This is a genomic window from Acidovorax sp. GW821-FHT09B03, assembly GCF_059418305.1.
The window spans coordinates 275,676-299,269 of sequence record NZ_JBWKPP010000006.1 but is presented as its reverse complement, the minus strand read 5'-3'; the positions used below and the strand labels follow the sequence as shown (position 1 = coordinate 299,269).

23 protein-coding genes are annotated in these 23,594 nt (G+C 68.9%); 19 read left to right on the top strand and 4 right to left on the bottom strand.

Annotated features, from left to right (window positions below; genetic code table 11):
* Positions 1 to 8: 8 nt before the first annotated feature.
* The 7 genes from andAb to AC07PA_RS14175 are packed head-to-tail and all read left to right on the top strand — an operon-like array spanning position 9 to position 6,137.
* Positions 9 to 356 carry an anthranilate 1,2-dioxygenase ferredoxin subunit AndAb gene (andAb, locus tag AC07PA_RS14205; RefSeq protein WP_007857444.1) on the top strand — a complete coding sequence of 116 codons (348 nt, stop codon included), beginning with the start codon at positions 9 to 11 and terminating at the stop codon, positions 354 to 356.
* A 60-nt stretch (positions 357 to 416) separates the two neighbouring features.
* Positions 417 to 1,622, top strand: coding sequence for an ABC transporter substrate-binding protein (locus tag AC07PA_RS14200; RefSeq protein WP_494608253.1), 1,206 nt, complete (start codon positions 417 to 419; stop codon positions 1,620 to 1,622).
* 37 nt (positions 1,623 to 1,659) lie between these two features.
* A complete protein-coding gene (locus AC07PA_RS14195) occupies positions 1,660 to 2,580 on the top strand; it encodes a branched-chain amino acid ABC transporter permease (protein ID WP_494608252.1) in 921 nt (306 codons plus the stop codon).
* 50 nt (positions 2,581 to 2,630) lie between these two features.
* Positions 2,631 to 3,584: a branched-chain amino acid ABC transporter permease gene (locus AC07PA_RS14190; protein ID WP_494608294.1), complete on the top strand. Its 954-nt coding sequence runs from the start codon at positions 2,631 to 2,633 to the stop codon at positions 3,582 to 3,584.
* Positions 3,581 to 4,339, top strand: coding sequence for an ABC transporter ATP-binding protein (locus tag AC07PA_RS14185; RefSeq protein WP_494608251.1), 759 nt, complete (start codon positions 3,581 to 3,583; stop codon positions 4,337 to 4,339). The genes AC07PA_RS14190 and AC07PA_RS14185 overlap by 4 nt, the downstream gene beginning before the upstream one ends.
* Entirely contained in the window at positions 4,336 to 5,055 is a 720-nt protein-coding gene (locus AC07PA_RS14180; RefSeq protein WP_494608250.1) for an ABC transporter ATP-binding protein, read from the top strand. The genes AC07PA_RS14185 and AC07PA_RS14180 overlap by 4 nt, the downstream gene beginning before the upstream one ends.
* 8 nt (positions 5,056 to 5,063) lie before the next feature.
* The gene (locus tag AC07PA_RS14175; protein ID WP_494608249.1) at positions 5,064 to 6,137 is read left to right on the top strand and encodes a CDP-6-deoxy-delta-3,4-glucoseen reductase; all 1,074 of its coding nucleotides are present in this window, start codon (positions 5,064 to 5,066) and stop codon (positions 6,135 to 6,137) included.
* A 7-nt stretch (positions 6,138 to 6,144) separates the two neighbouring features.
* On the opposite strand, the gene AC07PA_RS14170 is transcribed toward AC07PA_RS14175, so the two are convergent.
* Positions 6,145 to 7,194 (bottom strand): AraC family transcriptional regulator, encoded by a 1,050-nt coding sequence (locus AC07PA_RS14170; protein WP_494608248.1) that lies wholly within the window; start codon positions 7,192 to 7,194, stop codon positions 6,145 to 6,147.
* Between the two features lie 249 nt (positions 7,195 to 7,443).
* Between AC07PA_RS14170 and AC07PA_RS14165 the strand changes: the two genes are divergently transcribed.
* The 9 genes from AC07PA_RS14165 (at position 7,444) to AC07PA_RS14125 (ending at position 17,682) form a co-directional block, all read left to right on the top strand.
* A complete protein-coding gene (locus AC07PA_RS14165) occupies positions 7,444 to 8,244 on the top strand; it encodes an SDR family oxidoreductase (protein ID WP_494608247.1) in 801 nt (266 codons plus the stop codon).
* A gap of 13 nt (positions 8,245 to 8,257) precedes the next feature.
* Positions 8,258 to 9,805, top strand: a complete 1,548-nt coding sequence (locus AC07PA_RS14160) for a flavin-containing monooxygenase (RefSeq protein WP_494608246.1) — start codon at positions 8,258 to 8,260, stop codon at positions 9,803 to 9,805.
* A gap of 40 nt (positions 9,806 to 9,845) precedes the next feature.
* A complete protein-coding gene (locus tag AC07PA_RS14155) occupies positions 9,846 to 11,066 on the top strand; it encodes a dienelactone hydrolase family protein (RefSeq protein WP_494608245.1) in 1,221 nt (406 codons plus the stop codon).
* 127 nt (positions 11,067 to 11,193) lie between these two features.
* Entirely contained in the window at positions 11,194 to 12,513 is a 1,320-nt protein-coding gene (locus AC07PA_RS14150; protein WP_494608244.1) for an ABC transporter substrate-binding protein, read from the top strand.
* Between the two features lie 58 nt (positions 12,514 to 12,571).
* On the top strand, positions 12,572 to 14,320 hold the full coding sequence (locus tag AC07PA_RS14145; RefSeq protein WP_494608243.1) for an ABC transporter permease: 1,749 nt from the start codon (positions 12,572 to 12,574) through the stop codon (positions 14,318 to 14,320).
* 13 nt (positions 14,321 to 14,333) lie between these two features.
* The gene (locus AC07PA_RS14140; protein WP_494608293.1) at positions 14,334 to 15,419 is read left to right on the top strand and encodes an ABC transporter ATP-binding protein; all 1,086 of its coding nucleotides are present in this window, start codon (positions 14,334 to 14,336) and stop codon (positions 15,417 to 15,419) included.
* A 6-nt stretch (positions 15,420 to 15,425) separates the two neighbouring features.
* Positions 15,426 to 15,581 carry a hypothetical protein gene (locus AC07PA_RS14135; protein WP_494655377.1) on the top strand — a complete coding sequence of 52 codons (156 nt, stop codon included), beginning with the start codon at positions 15,426 to 15,428 and terminating at the stop codon, positions 15,579 to 15,581.
* 64 nt (positions 15,582 to 15,645) lie between these two features.
* Positions 15,646 to 16,530, top strand: coding sequence for a LysR family transcriptional regulator (locus AC07PA_RS14130; protein ID WP_494608292.1), 885 nt, complete (start codon positions 15,646 to 15,648; stop codon positions 16,528 to 16,530).
* Between the two features lie 90 nt (positions 16,531 to 16,620).
* The gene (locus AC07PA_RS14125; protein ID WP_494608242.1) at positions 16,621 to 17,682 is read left to right on the top strand and encodes an aldo/keto reductase; all 1,062 of its coding nucleotides are present in this window, start codon (positions 16,621 to 16,623) and stop codon (positions 17,680 to 17,682) included.
* A 33-nt stretch (positions 17,683 to 17,715) separates the two neighbouring features.
* Here the strand turns inward: AC07PA_RS14125 and AC07PA_RS14120 are convergent, their stop codons facing one another.
* Complete coding sequence (locus AC07PA_RS14120; protein WP_494608241.1) at positions 17,716 to 19,143, bottom strand: M20 family metallopeptidase; 1,428 nt, start codon at positions 19,141 to 19,143, stop codon at positions 17,716 to 17,718.
* A 19-nt stretch (positions 19,144 to 19,162) separates the two neighbouring features.
* Positions 19,163 to 20,155, bottom strand: coding sequence for a Bug family tripartite tricarboxylate transporter substrate binding protein (locus AC07PA_RS14115; protein ID WP_494608240.1), 993 nt, complete (start codon positions 20,153 to 20,155; stop codon positions 19,163 to 19,165).
* Positions 20,156 to 20,321: 166 nt separating this feature from the next.
* Here AC07PA_RS14115 and AC07PA_RS14110 point away from each other — a divergent pair, with 166 nt between their 5' ends.
* From AC07PA_RS14110 to plsY, 3 genes are read left to right on the top strand one after another with little or no spacing between them, the layout of a single operon-like run.
* Positions 20,322 to 21,260, top strand: coding sequence for a LysR family transcriptional regulator (locus AC07PA_RS14110; RefSeq protein WP_494608239.1), 939 nt, complete (start codon positions 20,322 to 20,324; stop codon positions 21,258 to 21,260).
* 25 nt (positions 21,261 to 21,285) lie between these two features.
* Positions 21,286 to 21,777 carry an aminoacyl-tRNA deacylase gene (locus AC07PA_RS14105; protein WP_494608238.1) on the top strand — a complete coding sequence of 164 codons (492 nt, stop codon included), beginning with the start codon at positions 21,286 to 21,288 and terminating at the stop codon, positions 21,775 to 21,777.
* 45 nt (positions 21,778 to 21,822) lie between these two features.
* Positions 21,823 to 22,476 (top strand): glycerol-3-phosphate 1-O-acyltransferase PlsY, encoded by a 654-nt coding sequence (plsY, locus tag AC07PA_RS14100; RefSeq protein ID WP_007857417.1) that lies wholly within the window; start codon positions 21,823 to 21,825, stop codon positions 22,474 to 22,476.
* A 67-nt stretch (positions 22,477 to 22,543) separates the two neighbouring features.
* Here plsY and AC07PA_RS14095 read toward each other — a convergent pair whose 3' ends face one another.
* Positions 22,544 to 23,572 (bottom strand): HD-GYP domain-containing protein, encoded by a 1,029-nt coding sequence (locus AC07PA_RS14095; RefSeq protein ID WP_007857415.1) that lies wholly within the window; start codon positions 23,570 to 23,572, stop codon positions 22,544 to 22,546.
* Positions 23,573 to 23,594: the final 22 nt, after the last annotated feature.

Sequence of the window (23,594 nt, the reverse complement as noted above, 5' to 3'; positions counted from 1 at the left end):
CCCGCACCATGCAGACAACGACCGACAAGGCACTGGAACAGGGCGCGGTAGCCGCCTGGCACGACGTGGGCGAGCCCGAGGATTTCCCGGACGGCGCCGTGTGGCCCGTGGTGGTGCAGGGGCTGCCCGTGGCGGTGTTCCGCGACGGGGAGGGGCTGTTCGCCCTGTACGACCTGTGCACCCATGGCGCCGCCAAATTGTCCGACGGCTGGGTGGAAGACGGCTGTGTGGAATGCCCCTTGCATCAGGGCACCTTCGACATCCGCACGGGGGCGCCCTGCAAGGCGCCCGTCACCGAAGCGGTGCGCACGTTCCCGGTGCGCGTGGTGGCAGGGCGCGTCGAGGTCGGGCTCTGACGCCCCGCCTGCACGGCCCCTGGTTCTCTTTTCTTTTTTGTTGATGGATAAGGACTGACGATGGCATACCTCTACCGCACCTCGCTTCGCAAGCGTCTCGAAGTAGCCGCACTGGCCACCCTGGCGGTCTGCGCCAGCTTTACCGCCGCAGCGCAGCAGGGCCCCATCAAGGTCGGCATGGCGCTCGATATCTCGGGCCCGTTTGCCGGCCCCGGCGCCGATGCGCGCGACGGCTTCAACCTGGCGATCAAGCAGCTCGCGGGCAAGCTCGGCGGCCAGCCGGTGGAGTTCGTGCAGACCGACATGGCCGGCAGCCCCGACCAGGCCAAGCAACTGGTGGACCGCTTCGTGCAGCGCGAGAAGATCGACCTGTTCACAGGCCCCATCGCCTCCAACGTGGCGCTGGCCGTGGCACCCACGCTGTTCGCGGCCAAGGTGCCCTATCTGTCGAACAACGCCGGCCCGAGCCAGCTGGCCGGCGCGCAGTGCAATGCCTACTTCTTCGGTACCGCCTACCAGAACGACCAGTACCACGAGGCTGCAGGCCAGTTCGCAGCCGACCGCGGCTTTGGCCGCATGGTGCTGATCGCCCCCAACTACCCCGCCGGCAAGGACGGGCTCACCGGCTTCAAGCGCAAGTTCAAGGGCACGGTGGTCGACGAGGTGTACACCAAGGTCGGCCAGATTGACTACGCGACCGAGCTGGCGCAACTGCGCGCCGCCAAGCCCGAGGCCGTGTACTTCTTCCTGCCCGGAGCCATGGGCATCAATTTCATCAAGCAGTTCGTGGGGGCCGGCCTGTCCAAGGACATCATGCTGGTGACCAGCGGCTTCTCGGCCGACGAGGACATCATCGGCGCGGTGGGCGAGCCCATGCTCGGCCTGTTCAACACCTCGCACTGGGCGCACGACCTGGACAACGCGGCCAACAAGGCCTTCGTCGCGGCCTTCCGCAAGGAATACGGCGGGCGCTACCCGTCCATCTACGCCGCACAGGCCTTCGACGTGATCAGCGCCATGGACGCGGCCGTCAAGGCCGTGGGCGGCAAGGTGGCCGACCGCGAGGCCCTGGCCAAGGCGCTGGCCAAGGCGCAGTTCCCCTCGGTGCGCGGCAGCTTCCGCTATGCCAACAACCACTACCCGGTGCAGAACTTCTACCTGCGCACCATCGGCAAGAACGCCGAGGGCCGCGTGACCAACAAGACCATCAAGACGGTGCTTGAGAACTACGGAGATGCCTTCTCTGCCCAGTGCCCGTTGAAGTGACCTTGTCCCCACCGCTTTCGCGCATTCCAAGCACACCATGAACTGGATCCTCGTCATCGAGCAATTGCTCAACGGAGCGGGCTACGGGCTCATGCTCTTCCTGATCGCGGCCGGCCTCACGCTGGTCTTCGGGATCATGGACGTGATGAACCTCTCGCACGGCTCGCTGTTCATGGTGGGCGCCTACGTGGCGGCCACGGTGCATGTGCACAGTGGCTCGTTCGCGGGCGCGGTGCTGGTGGCCATCGCCGCCACCGTGTTCGTGGCCGTGCTGCTGGAGGTGACGCTGATGCGCCGCCTCTACGGGCGCGACCACCTGGCCCAGGTGCTGGCGACCTTCGGCGTGATCCTGGTGGCCGATGACGCGGTGAAGATGGCCTGGGGCCCGTCGCCCGTGATGGCGCCCACACCGGCCCTGCTCTCGGGCCCGGTGGAGCTGTTCGCCGGGCTGCCGTACCCCTCGTACCGGCTGGTGGTGCTGGTGGCCGGGGTGGCGGTGGCGGGCCTGCTGTACCTGCTGGTCAACCACAGCCGCGTGGGCATGCTGGTGCGGGCCGGCGCGTCGGACCGGTGGATGGCCGAGCTCATGGGCGTGCGCGTCAAGCGCGTGTTCTGCGGCATCTTCGTGCTGGGGGCTGCCCTGGCGGCCCTGGCCGGCGCCCTCATGGGGCCGCTGATGGCCGTGCAGGTGGGCATGGGCGAAGCCATCCTGATCCCGGCGCTGGTGGTCATCGTCATCGGCGGCATCGGCTCGGTGCGCGGGGCCTTCGTGGCTGCGCTGCTGGTGGGGCTGGTGGACACCATCGGCCGGGCCTTCCTGCCGCTCTTGCTGCGCGCCACGCTGCCGCCATCCGTCGCTGCCGACCTGGGCCCGCTGTTCGCCGAGGTGGCCATGTACGCCCTGATGGCCGCCGTACTGAGCTTTCGCCCCGCGGGGCTGTTTTCTGCCAAAGCATGAGTGCCATGTCTGCCTCCTTGACCTCATCCCCCTCGCTACCCTCGCCGCCGATGGCTGCGCCGCGCTGGCGCGGCGCCATCGTGCCGTTGGTGCTGCTGGCCGCGTTGGCCGCCTTTCCCTTGGTCGCGCCGGCCCTGGGCCTGGATTTCTACATCGGCTTCGTGCGCCGGGTGCTGGTGGTGGCGCTGGCCGCGGCCAGCCTGAACTTCATCATGGGCTTTGGCGGCATGGTGGCGCTGGGGCATGCGGGCTTCGTGGGCGTGGGCGCCTATGCGGTGGTGGTACTCAGCGATGCGGGCGCCACTTCGGCCTGGATCGTCTGGGGCGCTGCCATGGCTGCGGCCGCGCTGGTGGCCGCACTGGTGGGCGCCATCTCGCTGCGCACCAAGGGGGTGTACTTCATCATGATCACCCTGGCCTTCGCGCAGATGCTGTACTTCGTCTTCGTCTCGCTGCGCAGCTATGGCGGCGACGATGGCTACACGCTGCCCCTGCGGCCGGCGCTGGGCATGGGCCTTGATGTGATGCACGAGCCCACGCTGTACTGGGTGGTGCTGGCCCTGGTGGCGCTGGTGCTGTGGTGGCTGGACCGGGCCACGGCCTCGCGCTTCGGTGCGGCGCTGGCGGGTATCCGCGACAACGAGACGCGCATGCGTGCCCTGGGCTACCCGGTGTACCTGCTGCAGCTGGCGGCCTTCACGCTGGCCGGCGCCGCCGCGGGCCTGGCGGGCGCGCTGCTGGCCACGGGCAACAGCTTCGTGAGCCCATCGATGATGCACTGGACGCAGTCTGCCACCTTGATCGTGATGGTCGTCATCGGCGGCCTGGGCCGGCGCTGGGGCGGGCCGGTGGGCGCGGCTGTGTGGCTGGCACTCGAAGAAGCGCTCAAGCTGCACACCGACTACTGGCACATGCCGCTGGGCGTGCTGCTGATCGCCACCGCGCTGTATGCGCCCAAGGGCCTGGCGGCGCTGGCGGACCTGCGCGCAAGGAGCAAGCCATGAGCCTTTTCCAAGTGCAGGGCCTGGTCAAGCGCTTCGGCGGCCTGCTGGCCACCGACCATGTGAGCCTGTCGGTGGGGCATGGCGAGGTGCACGCCCTCATCGGCCCCAACGGCGCGGGCAAGACCACGCTGGTCAACCAGATCTCGGGCCTGTTGGCGCCCGACGAGGGGCGGGTGCTGCTGGACGGCGCCGACATCACCGCGCTGCCCATGCACCGCCGGGTGGCCAAGGGCCTGTCGCGCTGCTTCCAGGTCACGCGCATTTTCCCCAGGCAAAGCGTGCGCGACAACCTGCTGCTGGCCGTGCAGGCGCACAGCGGCTCGAGCTTTCGCTTCCTGCAGCCGCGCTCGCAGGCGCGTGGCCTGTACGAAGCCGCCGACCGGCTGGCCGAGCGCGTGGGCTTGCAGGGCCAGCTCGATGAGATCGCCGGCGCCCTGCCGCACGGCGCGCAGCGCACGCTGGATGTGGCGCTGGCGCTGGCCTCCGGACCCAAGCTGCTGCTGCTCGACGAGCCCATGGCCGGCATGGGGCCCGACGAGTCGCAGCAGATGGTGCAGCTCATCGAGACCCTGCGCCAGGACATGGCCGTGCTGCTGATCGAGCACGACATGGAGGCCGTGTTCCGCCTGGCCGACCGCATCTCGGTGCTGGTCTATGGCCGCGTGCTCACGGCCGGCACGCCCGACGAGATTCGCCACAACGCCGAGGTGCAGGCTGTGTACCTGGGCACCGAAACCCTGGAGACCACCCCATGAGCGCGCCCGAACCCTTGCTGAGCTGCCAGGGCCTGGAGGCCGGCTACGGCGTGAGCCAGGTGCTGTTCGGCATCGATCTGCAGATCGGGGCCGGCGAGGTGGTGTCCCTGCTGGGCCGCAACGGCATGGGCAAGAGCACCACCATCAAGACCCTGGTGGGGGCGCTGCGCCCCACGGCGGGCGGTATCCGCTTTGCCGGCCAGGCGACCGACCGCCTCAAGAGCGATGCGATCGCCCGCCTGGGCCTGGCCATCGTGCCCGAGGGGCGCCATGTGTTCCCCAACCTCACGGTGCGCGAGCACCTGCAGGCCTTTGCCGACCACCGCAACGGCCTGCGCGACGCCTGGGACATCGGGCGCATCTACGGCGTGTTCCCGCGCCTGAAGGAGCGGCAGAACAACCTGGGCAACCAGCTGTCGGGTGGGGAGCAGCAGATGCTGGCCATCGGCCGGGCGCTGTCGACCAACCCGCGCCTGCTCATCCTGGACGAGGCCACCGAAGGCCTGGCGCCTGTCATCCGCGAAGAGATCTGGCGCTGCCTGGCTACGCTCAAGGCCGCGGGCCAGACCATCCTGGTGGTGGACAAGTACGTGCACCGCCTGGTGGGCCTGGCCGACCGCCATGTGATCCTGGAGCGCGGGCGCGTGGTCTGGCAGGGCGATTCCGCCGCGCTCAACGCCGACCGCAGCCTGTGGTCGCGCTACCTCACCGTGTAGGTTTCCCCATGCAGATGACCGAAGAGGCCGGCGCAGCCGTGGCCGAAGCGCCTGTGCACGCCATCACCTTGCTGCCGTCCGGCAAGTCCTTCACCAGCCAGGCGGGTGAAAGCGTGCTCGACGCCGCCCTGCGCCAGGGCATCCTGCTGCCCCACCAGTGCAAGACCGGCACCTGCGGCGCCTGCCGTGCCCGCGTGGTCGATGGTGAGGCCGCCTGCCTGCCAGGCGCCCAGCCTGCAGCGCTTTCACCGGAAGAGGCGGGGCAGGGCGTGCACCTGCTGTGCTGCACGCAGGCGGCGAGCGACCTGCGCATCGAATGTGCCGAGATCCCGCACATCCCCGGCATCGCCGTGCGCAAATTGCCGGTGCGCGTGGTGGCCATGGAGCGCCTGGCGCCCGACGTGATGCGCGTGCAGCTGCAGCCCCCGCCGGGCCAGCAGCGCCTGCATTACGCGGCAGGCCAGTATGTGGACGTGCTGCTGCCCGGCAACCGCCGGCGCAGCTATTCGCTGGCCACGACGGCCCGCGAGGGGCAGGACCTGCTGGAGCTGCACATCCGCCACCTGCCGGGCGGGCTGTTCACCGACCAGGTGTTCGGCAAGCTCAAGGCGCGCGACGTGCTGCGCATCGAGGGGCCGTTCGGTACCTTCGGCATGCACGACGACGCCTCGCAGGCGCCGGCCATCCTGCTGGCCAGCGGCACCGGATTTGCACCCGTGAAGGCCTTGGTGGAGCAACTGCTGGCCTCCGGCAGCGGGCGCCGCGTGCACCTGTACTGGGGCGGCCGCGCACGGCAGGACCTGTACCTGCACAGCCTGTGCCTGGAATGGGCGCACGCCCTGCAAGGCCGGCTGACCTACGTGCCTGTGCTGTCCGATGCGCCCGAGGCCGACGCGTGGGCTGGCCGCACCGGCTGGGTGCACCAGGCCGTGCTGCAGGACCATATGGACCTGTCGCAGCACGAGGTCTATGCCTGTGGTGCCCCGGCCATGGTGGATGCGGCCCGGCGCGACTTCGCCACCCTGGCAGGCATGCGGCCCACGGCCTTCTTTGCGGACGCCTTCGTGGCGCAGCCGGGGTGAGCCGGACTCAGTGGGTTTTGCCCTGCCGCAGGCGGGTGTCCGAGGGTGTCTCGCCAAAGCGCTTGCGGTAGCCCTCGGCAAAGTGCCCCAGGTGGAAGAAGCCGTAGCGCGCCGCAATGTCCGAGACCTGCGGGGCGCGCTCGGACCGGGCGGGCTGCTGCAATGCCGCACGCACCGCATCGAGCCGCAGCTCGCGCAGGAAGGCCATGGGGCTCCTGCCCGTGCACTGGGCAAACGTCTGTTGCAGCGACCGGGCGCTGACGCCCACGTGCGCGCACACATCGGCCAGGGTGATGGGCAGCTCCAGCTGGCTGTGCATGAACTCCTGCGCCCGCTTGACCACGCGTGGCAGCACCACGGGTGCGCTGCCCGGCAGGGCCGTGCCCGCTGCCAGCGCTGTGGAGTAGTTGTGCTGCGTGGACAGCAGCAGGCTGGTGAGCAGGTGGTTCTCGGCCTGCTCGGCCAGCACCGGGTGGCCCAGCAGGAAGGCCTTGGTCTCGACCGCCGAGCGCAGGTAGGCAATGAAGCTGGCCATGCCCATGAGCGTGGGGTTGGCCAGGTCCACCCCCAACTCGAACACCAGCGGCTGCTGCACCGGCGCCTGCAGCAGGGCCGACAGGCGCGCCTGCAGGGCTTCGCGGTCGATCTTGACGATGAACTGCGGGCTGTCCTCGTGCCAGCGCATGGACAGCGGCTCGGTGGGCGAGGGCAGCGAGGCCATGAGCGCATGCGACTCCAGCGCCTGGCCGCCGCAGCGCACGCTGGCGCCACCGCGCAGCGGTATCTGCAGCAGGTAGAAGCCCGCGAGGTGGCCGGGCTCGATGCGCACGGCCGGGCCGTACTGCACGTAGTTCAGGCTGGCGTCGCGGTGCAGGGGCACGCTGTGGTGGCAGGCATCGAGCTGTGCGCCCGGGTGCAACGTGGCCAGCTCGTGCGGGCAGAACACCCGGCCCACGAACTCGCGTGCCTCGTCCAGGTCGTGGCTGTCGAACAGGCGGTAGTGCGCCAGCGGTAGCGGGTGCGCGGTGCTGCTGCTGCTCTGCTGTGCGGTGGGCATGCGGTTCGGCCGGTGGGGTGTCGTTTCTTCTGGAGCAAGCACGAAGCACGCCACGGCAGGGGCGCGAAAACATGCGTTTGCGGGATATGCCCTGCGCTTTCGGGATGCGGATGCGCAGGCTGCTTTCCTATTCTTGTGCATGCCCCGGGTGCTGCGCAAGAGCGTTAGCACCCGGGTGCGCCGGGGCGGATGTGACGGCGTGTTACCGCTGCTGCACCGCAACATGTTTCAGTCAGCACAGGAGTCAGCATGGTCCAGGGATTCGAAGGCATGCGCGGCAAGAGCGCGATCGTGACCGGGGGCGCCACGCTCATCGGCGCCGGGGTGGTGCGTGCACTGCACCAGGCTGGGGTACGGGTGGTGGTGGCCGACATCAACGCCGAGGCCGGGCAGGCGCTGGCGGACGCGCTGGGGGATGGGGTGCTGTTCAGCCGCACGGACATCACCGATGACGCCCAGGTGGCCGCCTGCGTGGCCCTGGCCGCCGAGCGCCATGGCGGGGTGAACTACCTGGTGAACCTGGCCTGCTCGTACCTGGACGACGGCATCGCCTCGCCGCGCGAGGACTGGCTGGCCTCGCTCAACGTCAACCTGGTCAGTGCGGTGATGGTGCTCAAGGCCGTGCGCCCGCACTTCCAGCGTGCGGGCGGCGGCGCGGTGGTCAATTTCACCAGCATCTCCTCGGGCGTGGCGCAGACCGGGCGCTGGCTCTACCCCGTGGGCAAGGCGGCCATGGTGCAGCTCACGCGCAGCATGGCCATGGACCTGGCGGGCGAGGGCGTGCGCGTGAACAGTGTCTCGCCCGGCTGGACCTGGTCGGCCATCATGGACCAGCTCACCGGTGGCGACCGCGCCAAGACCGACCGCGTGGCCGCACCCTTCCACCTGCTGCGCCGCGTGGGCGACCCGGCAGAGGTGGCCAATGTGGTGCTGTTCCTGTGCTCGGACCTGGCCAGCTTCGTGACCGGTGCCGACTATGCGTGCGACGGCGGTTACTCGGCCATGGGGCCTGAATCGTACGAACCCGCCATCCCCAAGCTCATGTCGTGAAGGAGCAATGGCCATGACCATCCGATCCGTAGGCATCATCGGTGCCGGCTTTGCCGGCCTTTCCACGGCCAAGGTGTTGCGCGCTTTCGGCTTCGAGGTGACGGTGTTCGAGAAGGAGCCCGACGTGGGCGGCGTCTGGGCCGCCTCGCGCCGCTACCCGGGCCTGACCACGCAGAACCCGCGCACCACCTATGCGCTGTCGGACTTTCCGATGCCAGCCGACTACCCCGAGTGGCCTTCGGGCCAGCAGGTGCAGGCCTACCTGCACGCGTATGCCGAGCACTTCGGGTTGATTCCCCACCTGCGCATGTCCACCACGGTGGAAAGCGCGGTGCTCGACGAAGAGGCCGGCGTCTGGACCGTGAAGGCGCGCCGTGCCGTGGCCGGGCAGGGCGGCGCCCTGCCGGCCGAGGTGCACCGCTTCGACTACCTGGTGGTGTGCAACGGCATCTTCAGCGAGCCCGCCGTGCCGCGGTACCCGGGTGCCGATGCCTTCGAGGCGGCGGGCGGGCGCGTGTGCCATACCAGCCAGTTCAACGACGCGGGCGAGGCGCGCGGCAAGCATGTGCTGGTGGTGGGCTACGGCAAGTCCTCGTGCGACGTGGCCAATGCGATTGCGGCCGACAGTGCCAGCACCACGGTGCTGGCGCGCCAGCTGATCTGGAAAATCCCGAAGAAGTTCATGAACGTGCTGAACTTCAAGTTCCTGCTGCTCACGCGCATGGGCGAGGCGCTGTTCAAGTACATCGAGCCCAAGGGCTTCGAGAAATTCCTGCATGGCGCGGGCCTGCCGGTGCGCAACTCCATGCTGGGCAGCGTGGAGTCGGTGGTCACGCGCCAGCTCAAGCTGCGCCAGATCGGCCTGCACCCGGGCACGCCGCTCGAAACCATTGCCCGCAGCACCGTGAGCCTCGTGACCGATGGCTTTTACGAGAAGGTGGCAGCCGGCACCTTGGGCGTGCGCAAGGGCGTGAGCATCCGCGCGCTGCAGCCCGGTCAGGCGGTGCTGAGCAATGGCGAGACGGTGCCCGCCGACCTGGTGGTCTGCGGCACCGGCTGGCAGCAGCAGGTGCCGTTCTTCGACAGCAGCGTGCTGCAGCGCGTGACCGATGCGCGCGGAAACTTCCGGCTGTACCGTTCCATCCTGCCGGTGGGCATGCCGCGCCTGGCCTTCAACGGCTACAACTCCTCGTTCTTCAGCCAGCTCAACTGCGAGATCGGTGCGCTGTGGCTGGCCAACCACCTGCGCGGCGGGCTGCAGCTGCCCCCGCAGGACCAGATGAACGCGCAGATCGACCGGCGCCTGGCCTGGATGGAGGAGCGCACCGACGGCAAGCATTCCAAGGGCACCAACATCATCCCGTTCTCGGTGCACAACATCGACGAGCTGCTGCAGGACATGGAACTGCCGCTGGGCGCCTTCACCCGCTTCAGGCAGTGGCTGGAGCCCGTGAACCCGTCGGACTATGCGGTGGTCACCCGGCACTTGCTGGCGCGGCATGCGGGTGCCCCCGCCACGGCTGCCGCGCCCCAGGCCACCTCCGGTGCCGCCGCCTCCTGAGTCTTCCCAGAAATTACCACCACCCACAAGGACCCCCACCATGCCTGGACAATGGACCACGCTCGACGCCGCAGACGGCAGCGGCCGCTTTCGCGCCTACCTTGCCACCCCCGCCAGCGGCAGTGGCCCGGGGCTGGTGCTCGCGCAGGAGATCTTCGGTGTCAACGCCACCATGCGCGACGTGGCCGACTACTACGCCGAAGAGGGCTATGTGGTGCTGGTGCCCGACCTGTTCTGGCGCCAGGAGCCGGCGGTGGAGCTCGATGCTGCCAGCGACATGCCGCGCGCCTTCGGGTTCTACCAAGGCTTTGACGAGGCGAAGGGTGTGCAGGACCTGCAGGCGGCCATCTCGGCGCTGCGTGCGCGCCCCGAGGTTCGCTCGCAGGGCGGCAAGGTCGGCGTGCTGGGTTTTTGCCTGGGTGGCAAGCTGGCCTACCTGGCGGCCTGCCGCACCGATGCCGACGTGGCCGTGGGCTACTACGGCGTGGGCATCGAGGCCGCGCTGGCCGAGGCTGCGGACATCCAGTGCCGCCTGGTGCTGCACATTGCCGAGCTTGACGGCTTTTGCCCGCCGCCGGCGCGCGAGGCCATCGTGCAGGCCCTTTCGGGCCGCGAGAACGTGGAGCTGTACGTCTACCCTGGCACCGACCATGCGTTTGCGCGCGTGGGCGGCGACCACTTCCACAAGCCCTCGGCGCTGATGGCGCACCAGCGCAGCGTGGCCGCGCTGCGGCGCGCGATGGGCCCGCACTACGACCTGTCGGCCCTGTGGGACAAGCACTGCGAATACGAGTTCGCCACGCGCGATGTGGACGCCACCATGTCCACCATGGTGGACGAGCCCTATGTGAACCACATCCCCACCATGACGGGCGGCGTGGGCTACCGGCATCTGCACGATTTCTACACGCGCCACTTCGTCAACAGCAACCCGCCCGATACCAGCCTGACGCCGATCTCCCGCACGGTGGGCGCCACGCAGGTGGTCGACGAGATGCTGTTTTGCTTCACCCACACGACCGAGATCCCCTGGATGCTGCCCGGCGTGGCGCCCACCGGCCGGCGCGTGGAGATACCGCTGCTGGCGGTGGTGAAGTTCCGTGGTGACAAGCTCTACCACGAGCACATCTACTGGGACCAGGCCAGCGTGCTGGTGCAGGTGGGCTTGCTCGACCCCAAGGGCCTGCCGGTGGCCGGTGTGGAGACCGGCCGAAAGCTGCTCGATGAGACCCTGCCGTCCAATGGCTTGATGGAGCGCTGAAGTCACCCGCTCTCCTAGGTGATAACCCGACAGGTCTTGTGACTGATGTGCCGCATCAGAAACAATGATTGGCACAGGCCGTCGGCGCGCCCTACATTGGGGCCACTAGAACATCGAGGAGACAAGCATGCAGCGCATTCTTTGTGCCGGAGCCCTGGCCGCCGGTCTGTTCGTGCAAGGCGCCCAGGCGGGCACCGTGACGGTGCTCACGTCCTTCCCCAAGGAACTGACCACGGCCTACCAGAAGGCCTTCGAGGCCAAGAACCCGGGGATCAAGATCGAGATCCTGAACAAGAACACCACGGCGGCGATCGCCTACGTGCGTGAGCTGCCCGAGGGCCAGCGCCCCGACATCATGTGGGCCTCGGCCCCCGATGCCTTCGAGGTGCTGGCGCGCAACAAGCTGCTGCAGGCCGCACCCGACACGAAGAACCCCGCTGCGCCGGCCAAGATCGGCAACTACCCGCTCAACGACCCGCAGGGCCTGTACTACGGCCAGGCGCTGGCGGGCTACGGCATCATGTGGAACACGCGCTACCTGCAGGCCAACAAGCTGCCCGCGCCCAGGGAGTGGGCCGACCTCACGCGGCCCGAGTACTTCGGCCACGTGGCGATCTCCTCGCCCTCGCGCTCGGGCACCACGCAGCTCACGGTGGAGACCATTTTGCAGGGCGAGGGCTGGGACAAGGGCTGGTCGCAGCTGCTGGCCATGATGGGCAATGCCGCTGCCGTCACCGACCGCAGCTTTGCCGTGCCCGATGGCGTCAACAACGGCCAGTACGGCATCGGCATCGTGATCGACTTCTTCGGCCTGGCGGGCAAGTACTCGGGCTTTCCGGTGGACTTCGCCTACCCGGCCATGACGGCCGTGGTGCCGGCCAACATCGCGCTGATCGCAGGCGGCAAGAACACCGATGAGGCCAGGAAGTTCATGGCCTTCAGCATGTCCACCGAAGGGCAGCAGCTGCTGTTCGACCCCAAGATCAGCCGCCTGCCCATCCTGCCCTACAGCAGCCTCAAGGCGCCCGCGGGCTACCCCGTGCCGCAGGACGTGGCCAAGCGCGCCAAGGTGCAGTTCGACGCCGATCTGTCCGAGAACCGCTACCAGGTGGTCACCAGCCTGTTCGACCAGATGGTGACCTTTCGTCTCAAGGAGCTGCAGTCCGCCACGCGCGCCATCCACGACGCCGACAAGGCCCTGAAGGCCAAGCCCAACCCCAAGGGGTCCGAGCTGCTGGCCCAGGCGCGCAGCCTGGCCTACACCTCGCTGGTGGGCGAGTCCAACGTGAAGAACGAGGAGTTCCTCGCGCTGTTCCGCAAGAACCGGCGCGACGTCGAGGTCTCCAAGCAGCTCACGGGCCTGGAGCAACTGTGGGCCACCAAGGCGCGCGAGAACTATGAGCGCGCGCGCGGCCTGGCACAGCAGGCCCAAGGCCTGGCCAAGTAGCTGCATCGCATCTCTCTCATCCAAGGGCGCCCCTCGCGGGCGCCGGGAAGCCCCCGCCATGTCCGCTGTCTATTCCGAACCCGGCGCCGCCGGGCCCGGTGCGGCCCGCCCGCGCCGTCTGCTGCACGCCCTCACGGGCGTGGGGCCCTGGCTCGCCTTCGGGCTGATCCTGGCCTTTCTCGCGCTGTTCCTGCTGATCCCCGTGGGGCTCGTGGTCTACACCGCCTTCATCAACGAGACCGGTGCGCTCACCATCGGGCACTTCGCCAATTTTTTTGCGCAGTCGGTGTTCCGCGAGTCGTTCTTCAACAGCCTCGTGGTGTCGCTGGCCAGCGTGTTCTTTGCGAGCCTGATCGCGGTGCCGCTGGCCTACCTCACGGTGCGCTTCGAGTTCCGCGGGGCGCTGCTGATCCAGACCCTGGGCGTGCTGCCGCTGATCATGCCGCCCTTTGTCGGCGCCGTGGCGCTGCAGCTGATCTTCGGGCGCAATGGCTCGGTGAACCTGCTGCTCAACGAGTACCTGGGCTTCACCGTGCCCATCATGGACGGCCTGGTGGGCGTGACCTTCGTCGAGAGCATCCACTACTTTCCGTTCATCCTGCTGAACCTCGTGGCGTCCATGCGCAACATCGACGGGGCCATGGAGGAGTCGGCCCTGAACCTGGGTGCGCGCGGCTGGCGGTTGTTCCGCCGCGTGATCTTCCCGCTGGCCATGCCGGGCTACCTCGCGGGCGCGGCGCTGGTGTTCGTGAAGGTGTTCGACGACCTGGGCACGCCGCTGGTGATGGGCGTGACCAACATGCTCGCACCCCAGGCCTACCTGCGCATCACCTCGGTGGGCATCGACGACCCGCTCGGGTACGTGATCAGCGTGATCATGATCGCCTTTTCGATCCTGGCGCTGTGGATGGCGGCGCGCGTGATGAAGGGCAAGGACTACGCCACCCTGCAAAAGGGCGGTAGCTCGCTGCAGCGCCGGCGCCTGTCGGCCTGGGAGTCGGTGCTGGCTTATGGCTGGATAGGGCTCATCCTGCTGGTCACGCTGGCACCGCACATCGGCATCCTGCTGATGTCGTTCTCCAAGGTGTGGAGTTTCTCGGTGTTGCCCGATGCCTACACGCTGGAGCACTACGCCACGGAGTTCACCGATTCCAAGCAGATGATCGGCAACACGCTGCTCTACTGCTTCATCGCGGCCGGGCTGGACGTGGTGATCGGTACGGCCATCGCCTACCTGATCCTGCGCACGCAGCTGCCGGCGCGCCGCTGGCTCGACTACCTGGCGTCGGCCGCGCTGGCCATTCCGGGGCTGGTGCTGGCCATCGGCTACCTGCGCATGTTCAAGGGCGTGAGCCTGCCGTTCACTGACACGCCGGTGGTCGCCACCTGGGTGCTGATCATGCTGGCCTATGCGGTGCGGCGCCTGCCGTATGCGCTGCGCTCGTGCATGGCGGCGCTGCAGCAGGTGCATGTATCGCTGGAAGAGGCGGCGCAGAGCCTGGGGGCATCGCGCCTGTCCACCATCCGCCGCATCATGGTGCCGTTGATGATGGGCGGCATTCTGGCGGGCTTCGTCACCAGCTTCATCACGGCCGCGGTGGAGCTGTCGGCCACCATCCTGCTCGCCTCGGCCCAGAGCCAGGCGCCCATGAGCTACGGCATCTACCTGTACATGCAGAGCATCTCGGGCCGCGGCCCGGGCGCGGCCCTGGGCGTGCTGGCCGTGGTGGTGGTGGGCCTGGGCACGTATTTCTCGCACCGCTTCGTGGAGCGCTCGCGCACCACGGTGCAGGCCAAACAGGGATGAACATTCCATGCATCTGAACAAAGTCTCTCTCGAAGCCCGGCACATCAGCCTGAGCTATGGCAGCACCGAGGTGCTGCGCGACGTGAACCTGCGCATCGAGCCCGGTGAGTTCTTTGCGCTGCTCGGGCCCTCGGGCTCGGGCAAGTCCACCCTGCTGCGGCTGATCGCGGGCTTTAACCAGCACCAGCGCGGCGAGCTGCTGGTGGACGGGCAGGACATCACCGGCACGCCGCCGCATGCGCGCAACGTGGGCATGGTGTTCCAGAACTACGCGCTGTGGCCGCACATGACGGTGTGGGACAACGTGGCCTTCGGCCTGGTGGAGCGGCGCGAGACCAAGGACGCCATCCGCCGCAAGGTGGGCGCGGTGCTGGAGCTGGTGGGCCTGGCCGACTATGCGCAGCGCCGGCCCGGGCAGCTCTCGGGTGGGCAGCAGCAGCGCGTGGCATTGGCGCGCACGGTGGTGATCGAGCCCAAGCTGCTGCTGCTCGACGAGCCCCTGTCCAACCTGGACAAGCAGCTGCGCGTGCAGATGCGCGAGGAGCTCAAGAACCTGCAGCGCAAGCTGGGGCTGACCACCATCTTCGTCACGCACGACCAGGAAGAGGCCATGACCACGGCCGACCGCATGGCCGTGCTGGACAAAGGCATCCTGCAGCAGGTGGGGGCCGCAACGGGGCTCTACGACTTTCCCATCAACCGTTTCGTGGCGGGCTTCGTGGGCACGGCCAACCTGCTCGAGGGGCAGGTGCTGTCGGTCGGCGGCGAGACGCTGGTGTTCCGCGTCGAGGGCCTGGGCGACCTCACGCTGCCCCGGCCGGCCGACCCGCCCGCCGTGGGGGCGGCAGCGCTGGCCTTCCGGCCGCACCAGGTGAGCATCCGCGTGCGCGACGAGCAGGTCGATGCCTCGCGCCTGTGGCTCAACGGCCTGGTGGAGAGCGCCGAGTTCCTGGGCGAGTTCTCGCGCTACCGGGTGCGCGTGGGCGAGGTGGCCATGGTCACCGACCAGCCGCACTATGCGGGCCTGGCCATGTTCGCGCCGGGCGCCGAGGTGCGCCTGGGCATCGAGCCCACGCAGGTGCGCTTTCTTGACCAATAAGAAGGTGTGAACGAACCCGCCATGCCCGCTCATGCCGCCAAAACACGCGCGCTCGTCGTTGCAAATGCTCGCCATCGCCCCCGCTATGGCTGCGCTTTGCGCCTGGATCGCGCGCGTTTTGACTGCCTGCTCGGACACACCGGATTCATTCGCACCTTCTGACCACGCCACAATGCAGCCCGATGCCTGAACCTTTCTTTTGCCTTCACTCCGTGGCCTGAGCGGCATGGAGATCTACCAACTGCGTGCCTTCGTCACGGCGGCCAAGCTCGGCCATGTGACGCGCACGGCCGAGGCCCTGCACCTGACCCAGCCTGCCATCACCGCCCAGATCAAGGCGCTGGAGGAGGAACTGGGCGTGGCCCTGTTCGACCGGCGGCCGGGCCGCATCAGCCTGACCCGGGCCGGCGAGGCCCTGCTGCCCGAGGCCGAGAACGTGCTGACGGCGGCCGGCCACCTGCTGGGCAGGGCGCGCGACCTGCAGGGCGAGGTCACGGGTTCGCTGACCCTGGGCACCGTGGCCGACCCCGACACCCTGCGCCTGGGCTCGCTGCTCGGTGCGCTGGTGCGCAGCCTGCCGCTCCTGGAGATCCGCACACGCAATGGCGCCGCCGAGGAGCTGCGCGAGCAGGTTGCGGCCGGGCTGCTGCAGGGGGCGTTCTACATCGGCCCGAACATTCCGCGCGAGGTGATGGGCCTGGCGCTGCAGACCATCCACTACCGCATTGCCGGGCCGGCCAGCCAGGCGGCGCAGGTGCTGCATGCGGGCTGGCGCGACATCGCGGCCATGCCCTGGATCGGTGCGCCGCCGCTGCACCACGTACAGACGCTGATGCGCGACATGTTCGCGCGCCAGGGGCTCACGCCGCACCAGGTGATCGAGTCCGACGAGGTCTCCCTGCCGCAAAGCCTGGTGCGCGCAGGTGTGGGCCTGTCGCTGCTGCGCGAGGACGTGGCGCTGCCCGCCAGCGAACGCGGCGAGGTGGTCATCTGGCCGCATGCCCGGGTCGGGGCGCTGCTGAGCTTCATCTACCCGCGTGCGGCCGAACACGACCCGGCCACCGTGGCCACGCTGCAGCTGCTGCGCACGGTGTGGGGGCTCTCTGGATAGGGCGTCGTCCTTATTCGGTGGCGGCAGAAGCTCATGCCAGCAGAGTTTGCTGGCAACCCGTAAACTGCGCGGCTTGCCAACGGAGTCCGCATGAAAACCATCCAGCTCGGCCAGAGCGATCTGCACGTCACCCCCATTTGCCTGGGCACCATGACCTTTGGTGAACAGGTCAACGAATCCGATTCCCACGACATCCTTGCCCGCTCGCTGGCAGGGGGCGTGAATTTCATCGACACGGCCGAGATGTACGCGGTGCCCGCCAAGGCCGAGACCTTCGGCGCCACCGAGACCATCATCGGCAACTGGTTCGCCAAGAACCCCGGCGCGCGCGAGAAGCTGGTGGTCGCCACCAAGGTGGCCGGCCCCTCGCGCGGCATGCCCTGGGTGCGCGAAGGCAAGGGCATGGCGCCTGCCGACATCGTCGCCTCGTGCGAAGGCAGCCTGCGCCGCCTGCAGATCGACGTGATCGACCTCTACCAGATCCACTGGCCCGAGCGCCATGTGCCGGCCTTCGGCGCCATGTACTACGACCCGGCGAAAGAAACCTCGCAGACCCCCATCCATGAACAGCTCGATGCGCTGGCCGGCCTGGTCAAGGCCGGCAAGGTGCGCTATGTCGGCCTCTCGAACGAGACGCCCTATGGCGTGCACGAATTCGTGCGCCTGGCCGAGCAGCATGGCCTGCCGCGCGTGGCCACGGTGCAGAACCCGTACTGCCTGGTCAACCGCACCTGGGAAAACGGGCTGGACGAGACCTGCCACCGCCTGAACGTCTCGCTGCTGGCCTACTCGCCGCTGGCCTTCGGCCTGCTGACCGGCAAGTACGACGAGAGCGGCACCACCGGCCCCGATGCCCCCAAGGGTGCCCGCATCTCGTCCTACGAATCGGTGCGCAAGCAGCGCTGGGGCCGCCCCGAAGCACTGGAAGCCGCGCGCCGCTACAACGCGCTGGCGCGCGCCAACGGCCTCACGCCGACGCAACTGGCGCTGGCGTTCTGCTACACCAAGTGGCAGGTGGCCAGCACCATCCTCGGCGTGACCTCGGTGGCGCAGCTCGAGGAAGACCTGAACGCCTGGGGCACCACGCTCTCGCCCGAGGTGCTCAAGGCCATCGACGGCATTCGCCAGGAACTGCGCGACCCGGCGCTGTGACGAACGGGTGACGGCCCGGCCGTCACCACGCCGTCAAGCCGCAGTAGCCTCGGCGGCCAGCGCGCCTTCTTTCCACGGCACGCCCGCGGGCTCGCCCAGGTCCCAGAACAGCCCGGCCATCACGGCCAGGCCTTCGCGGGCCACGCTGGCCAGCAGGTGCTCGTTGGGCGCGTGCTGGGCGCAGGCGGGGTACGAATGGGGCACCCACAGCGTGGGCAGGTGCAGGTCGTCGGCAAAGATGTCGTTGGGCAGCGAGCCGGCCAGGTTGGGCAGCAAGGTGGCGGGTTGGCCTGCGCTGTGCTGCATGGAGGCCAGCGCCCAGTCCACCCAGGGGTTGTGCAGGTCCAGGCGCGTGGCGCCGCACTGCATGCCGAGTTCGATCTCCACCTCGGCAAAGCCGTGGGCATCCAGGTGGGCGCGCACGATGTCCTGGAGCTTGCGCCAGTCCGTGCCGACCACGAAGCGCAACTGGCAGTGCGCCACGGCGCCCGACGGGATGGCGTTCACGGGCCGCGCGGGCGAACCTGCGCCCAGGGCCAGCACCTCCAGCGTGTTCCAGCCCACCAGTTGCTCGCCCGGTGTCAGGCCGGGCTCGCCCCAGCCCGGGGTCAGGGCCGGGTCGTCGGCGCCGCCGCCGATCACCACGTCCTTCATGGCCGTGCGCAGCTTTTCCGGGAGGGGCGGGGGCAGCAGGCCGGGCACCAGCATGCGGCCATGCGCATCGACCATGCTGGCCACGGCATGGGCCAGCACCGTGGCCGGGTTGGACAGCACGCCGCCCCAGTTGCCCGAGTGGTAGGCCCGCGGGCGGCTGTTCACCTTGAGCGAGAAGTTGATCGCGCCCCGCGAACCCAGGAACAGCGTGGGCCGCGCCGCGTTCACGCGCGGGCCGTCGCTGGCGATGAACAGGTCGGCCTTGAGCGCCTCGCGCTGCTGCTGGCAGAAGGCGGCCAGGCCTGGCGAGCCGGCTTCCTCGCCCATTTCCATGAGCAGGGTCACGTTGTAGCCCAGGCGCCCCTGGCGGGCCGCAATGGCCTGCGCCAGGGCCGTGAGCACCACCGTGTGCTGGCCCTTGTTGTCCGCCGTGCCGCGGCCGTACCAGCGGTCGCCCTCGATCTTCAATTCCCAGGGCGAGAGGCCCTCGCGCCAGTTGGCGTCCTGTCCGTTGACCACGTCGCCATGGCCGTAGGTCAGCACCGTGGGCAGGTCGGCCGATTCCACACGGCGCGCCAGCAGCACCGGGCCGCCGCGTGGGTCGGGGTTGTCGAGCACCTCGCAGGCAAAGCCCAGCGGCTCGAGGCCGGGCACGATCTCGTCGGTCAGGTACTGGCGCAGTGCCGGGGCGCCGGGCTGGCCGGTGTCGCTTTCGGTGCGCCAGCCCACGCGGCGGCGCAGGTCGGCCTCGAACTGGCCCGCATCGAAATGGCGGTGGACGCTGGCGAGCAGTTGGTCCCGGTTCATCGTCGTTGTCATGTCGTCGTCACTCCACAATGATTTTGGCGCGGTGGGCCAGGGCGCGGTAGCGCCCGATTTCGTCGTCGATCACGGCCCGCGTGGCCACGGGCCCCAGGTGCACGGGCTCTATGCCCTGGGCGCGCATCTGTTCCTGGATGGCGGGATCGCGCGTGACGGCCTCGACCTCGCTCACCAGCCGGCGGATGACGGGCTGTGGCGTGCGCGCCGGTGCGGCGATGGCGTACCAGGCGTCGAAGGCCGCATCGGGCAGCTTGAGTTCGGCCACGGTGGGAACACCGGGCAGCATGCTGGAGCGGGCCTTGCCCGCAATGGCCAGGGCGCGCAGCTTGCCCGCGCGGATCTGCGGTGCAGCAGCGGCCACGGTGTCGATGCCCAGCTGGATCTCGCCGCCGATCAACGCCATCAGCGACTGGCTGCTGCCGCGGTAGGGCACATCCTGCAGCTGAATGCCCGCTGCCTGTTCGAGCAGCGCGCCTGCCAGGTGCGGGCCCGAGCCGGAGCCGAAGGTGGCGTAGTGAATGGCCTTGGGCGCGGCCTTGGCAGCCGCGATCAGGGCGTTGAGGTCCTTGTAGGGTGCATTGGCGCTGACCACCATGACCAGGGGCGCGCGTGCCACGGTGGCCACGGGCACCAGGTCGTTCACCGGGTCGTAGGGCAGCTTGGCGCGCAGCGCGGGGTTGACCGAGTAGCTGGTGGAGCCCGAGACCAGCAGCGTATAGCCGTCGGGCTTGGCGCGCACCACGGCCTCGGTGCCGATGATGGTGGAGGCGCCGGGCTTGTTGTCCACCACCACCGGCGTGCCCAGGCGGGTACCGAGCTTCTGGCCGAGGGCGCGGGCCACCGCGTCGGTGCCGCCGCCGGGCGGGAAGGGCACGACCAGGCGCACGCTCTGGTCGGGCCAGGTGTCCTTGGCGGCCGCGGCTGTTTGCGCACCGGCCATGCCGCAGGCCGCGGCAAGCGCGGCCATCAGCAGGGGGACTCGAAGGCGTTGTGTCATGGGGGCTCCAGGGTAGGGCGCCGGGCTTTGCACCGCAAGGGGCGGGCGCGGCGTGGCGATGGGTTGATTGGAGCCTCGATGCACGCAAGATCGATGCTGGTTTACCATTGCTATTCCTAGAGAATAAGCAACTGTCCATTGCCTCAAAGGCAATACAAAAGCACCCATGCCCCTGTCCCTGCTGAGCCTGCCCCTGCGCTACTTCCTGGAGGTGGCGCGCACCGGCTCGGTCAACCAGGCCGCGCAGCGCCTGCATGTGGCCGCGTCGGCCGTGAGCCGGCAATTGGGCAAGCTGGAGGATTCGCTGGGCGTGGCGCTGTTCGAGCGGCAGTCGCGCGGCATGCGCCTCACGGTCGCGGGTGAGCGCCTGCTGGCGCATGCGGGCGCGCATGCGCAGGAGTCGGCCCAACTGGTGGAGCAGCTGCAGGGCCTGGCTGCGCAGGAGGCGCGGCGTGTGCGGCTGGCCTGTACGGAGGGCTTTGCGGCGGGCTTCATGCCCCTGGTGATGGCGCAGTTCCGCGGAATGCACCCCGAGGTGGAGCTGCAACTGCACGTGGGCACGCCCGAGGAGGTGTCGACCCAGGTGCTGCGCGGCGACGCGGACCTGGCCCTCAAGTACAGCGTGGCGCCCGAAAAGGGCCTGGCGGTGCTGCATTCGGCCATTGCGCCCGTATTCGCCATCACAGTGGCGGCGCACCCCCTGGCGCAGCAGCGCAGCGTAAGCGTGGCCGATGTGGTGCGCTACCCGCTGCTGCTGGGCACGGCCGGCATCACGGGGCGCCAGCTGTTCGACCTGTCGTGCACGCTGCAGGGCCTGCGCTACACACCGGCCGTGGTGAGCAACTTCTCGTCGGCCCTGCTGCCGCTGCTGGGCCCGCGCGATGTGGCGCTGGCCAGCTACCTCACGGCCGCGCGCTGGGTGGAAGAGGGCGTGCTCGCCGCCCGCCCTTTCGAGGACGTGCAGCTGCAGCAGCGCCGCCTGCAGGTGCTGGCGCTGGACGGCCGGGTGCCACCGCCGCTGGTGCAGGAGTTCACGGGCGTGCTGGTGGCGGCCATCGAACAGTACGGCAAGCGCAAGGTGGGGCGGCGCAGGCGCTCTGGCTGAATCGGGCGGGTACCATCGGTGCACCATGGCCAAGAAAGAACATGTCTCCGAAACCCCCGCCACCCAGTTGCTCAAGGCCCGCAAGGTGGCCTTCACCGAGCACCCCTACGAGTACCTGGAGCATGGCGGCGCCCTGCACAGCGCCGAGGTGCTGGGGCTCGATCCCTTCACGGTGGTCAAGACCCTGGTGATGCAGGACCAGAATGCCAAACCCCTGATCGTGCTGATGCACGGCAACCGCAAGGTCTCCACCAAGAACCTGGCGCGGCAGATCGGCGCCAAGTCGGTCGAGCCCTGCGCCCCCGAGGTGGCCAACCGGCACAGCGGCTACCTGGTGGGCGGCACCTCGCCCTTCGGCACGCGGCGCGAGATGCCGGTCTACATCGAGGGCAGCATCCTCGCGCTGCCGCGCATCGCCATCAATGGCGGGCGGCGCGGTTTTCTGGTGCAGATCGACCCAGAGGTCTGCGTGCAACTGCTCGGTGCGCAGACCGTGCACTGCGCGCTGGCAGAATAGCGGCCCTGCGCCGCTGTCGGCACGCACCCCATCCAAGGAACTGAATTGACCGCCGTGTACCCCATCCTCGCCACCGTGGCGGCCTACCTGCTCGGCTCGCTGTCGTTTGCCGTGATCGTGACGCGCGCCATGGGCATGCGCGACCCGCGCACCTATGGCAGCAAGAACCCGGGCGCCACCAATGTGCTGCGCTCGGGCAGCAAGGTGGCGGCCGTCGTCACGCTGCTGCTGGACGCCGTGAAGGGCTGGCTGCCGGTGGCGCTGGTGGCCTGGTTCGGCAAGCCCTACGGCCTGCAGGAGGGCACCATGGCCCTGGTGGGCCTGGCGGCCTTCCTCGGACACCTGTGGCCGGTGTTCTTCCGCTTCGAAGGCGGCAAGGGCGTGGCCACGGCGCTTGGCGTGCTGCTGGGCGTGAGCGGCTGGCTGGGTCTGGCCACGGCCGTCACCTGGGTGATCATCGCCTTCTTCTTTCGCTACTCGTCGCTGGCCTCGCTGGCGGCAGCCCTGTTCGCGCCGATGTACTACCTGCTGGCCGATGGCGTGGTCTGGAATGCCGACAACCGCATTGCTGGCGCCATCGTGGTGATGGGCCTGCTGCTGGCCTGGCGCCACAAGGAGAACATCCAGCGCCTGCTCGAAGGCAAGGAGTCGCGTCTGGGCAGCAGCAAGGTGGGCAAGGCCAAGGGCGCCAAGGGCTGAGCCCTTTTTCCCAATTCCCAATCCCTCGCCCTGGCGGGGGGAGAAGACCCCGCGGCATGAACAGGGGTCAACGCGCCCCAAGCGATGCGGGCGCCGTGATGAGCGAGCGCATGCCCGAGATGCGCTGTGCGGCATACAGGCCCAGGCGCACCATGGTGCGGTGGTTGAGCTCCACCTTGACGGCAGAGCGCGCCACGGCCGACTGGATGCGCGGCTTGCCGCTGGCCGTCTGGTACAGGTTGGGCAGGTTCTGCTGCTGGCCCACCGGGTCCAGCAGGCTGGCCACCAGCGGGTAGTTGGCTTTTTCGCTGCGGCGCAGCACGATGGCCACCTCGCCGTTGTCCAGCCGCACGAAGGTGCCGGGCGGGCACAGGCCGATGGAGCGCACGAGCGTGTAGCTCACTTCGTCGCGCTGGTCCACTTCCTGGCCCACGATGGCGCGCACCGAATCGGTGGCGCTGCGCCCCGCACGCGATTTGCGCGGGCTGATCATGGCCGCGTAGCGGTCGATGGTGCCCAGGATGCGTGTCAGGCGGTCTTCGGGGTTCTGCTGGGCCAGGGGAACCTGGTCGGCCATGTTGGTGTGGTGCTGGCCCACGACGTCGAGCCACAGCTGGTCGTTCACGAACAGGCGCTCCAGCAGGGCCTGGCTTTCCTCGGGGTGGCTGCGGATGGCCTCCTGCTGGGCGCTGCTAGGGCGCTCGCGCTGCTCGGCCAGCTCGTCCTGCAGTGAGGTCATGCCGATGTTCATGGTGAGCGCGGCGCGCACCAGGCTGTCGCGCTCGCTGGGCGCCAGGCGCAGGTCCTGCGCCATGATGTGGCACAGGGTGCCGCAGACCAGCGCATGCGCTGCGCTGTAGCCCACCGACGAGGTGGAGGCGAGCTGGAACATGAGGTACAGCGCCGCATCGATGTCGTGCGCCACCAGTTCCTGCAGCCACAGGTCGAAGCTGCGCACCTTGCCCGGGAAGTCCTGCACCTGCAGCGGCTTGGACAGCAGCACCGACAGGCCCGACTCCAGGTCCGACCACAGACTCAGCAGGTCCTCGTACTCGCCTTCGGGCGGGCTGTTGCTGGGCAGGGCGATGGCGTTCATGGGGGGGGTGTGGCGGGCCGAA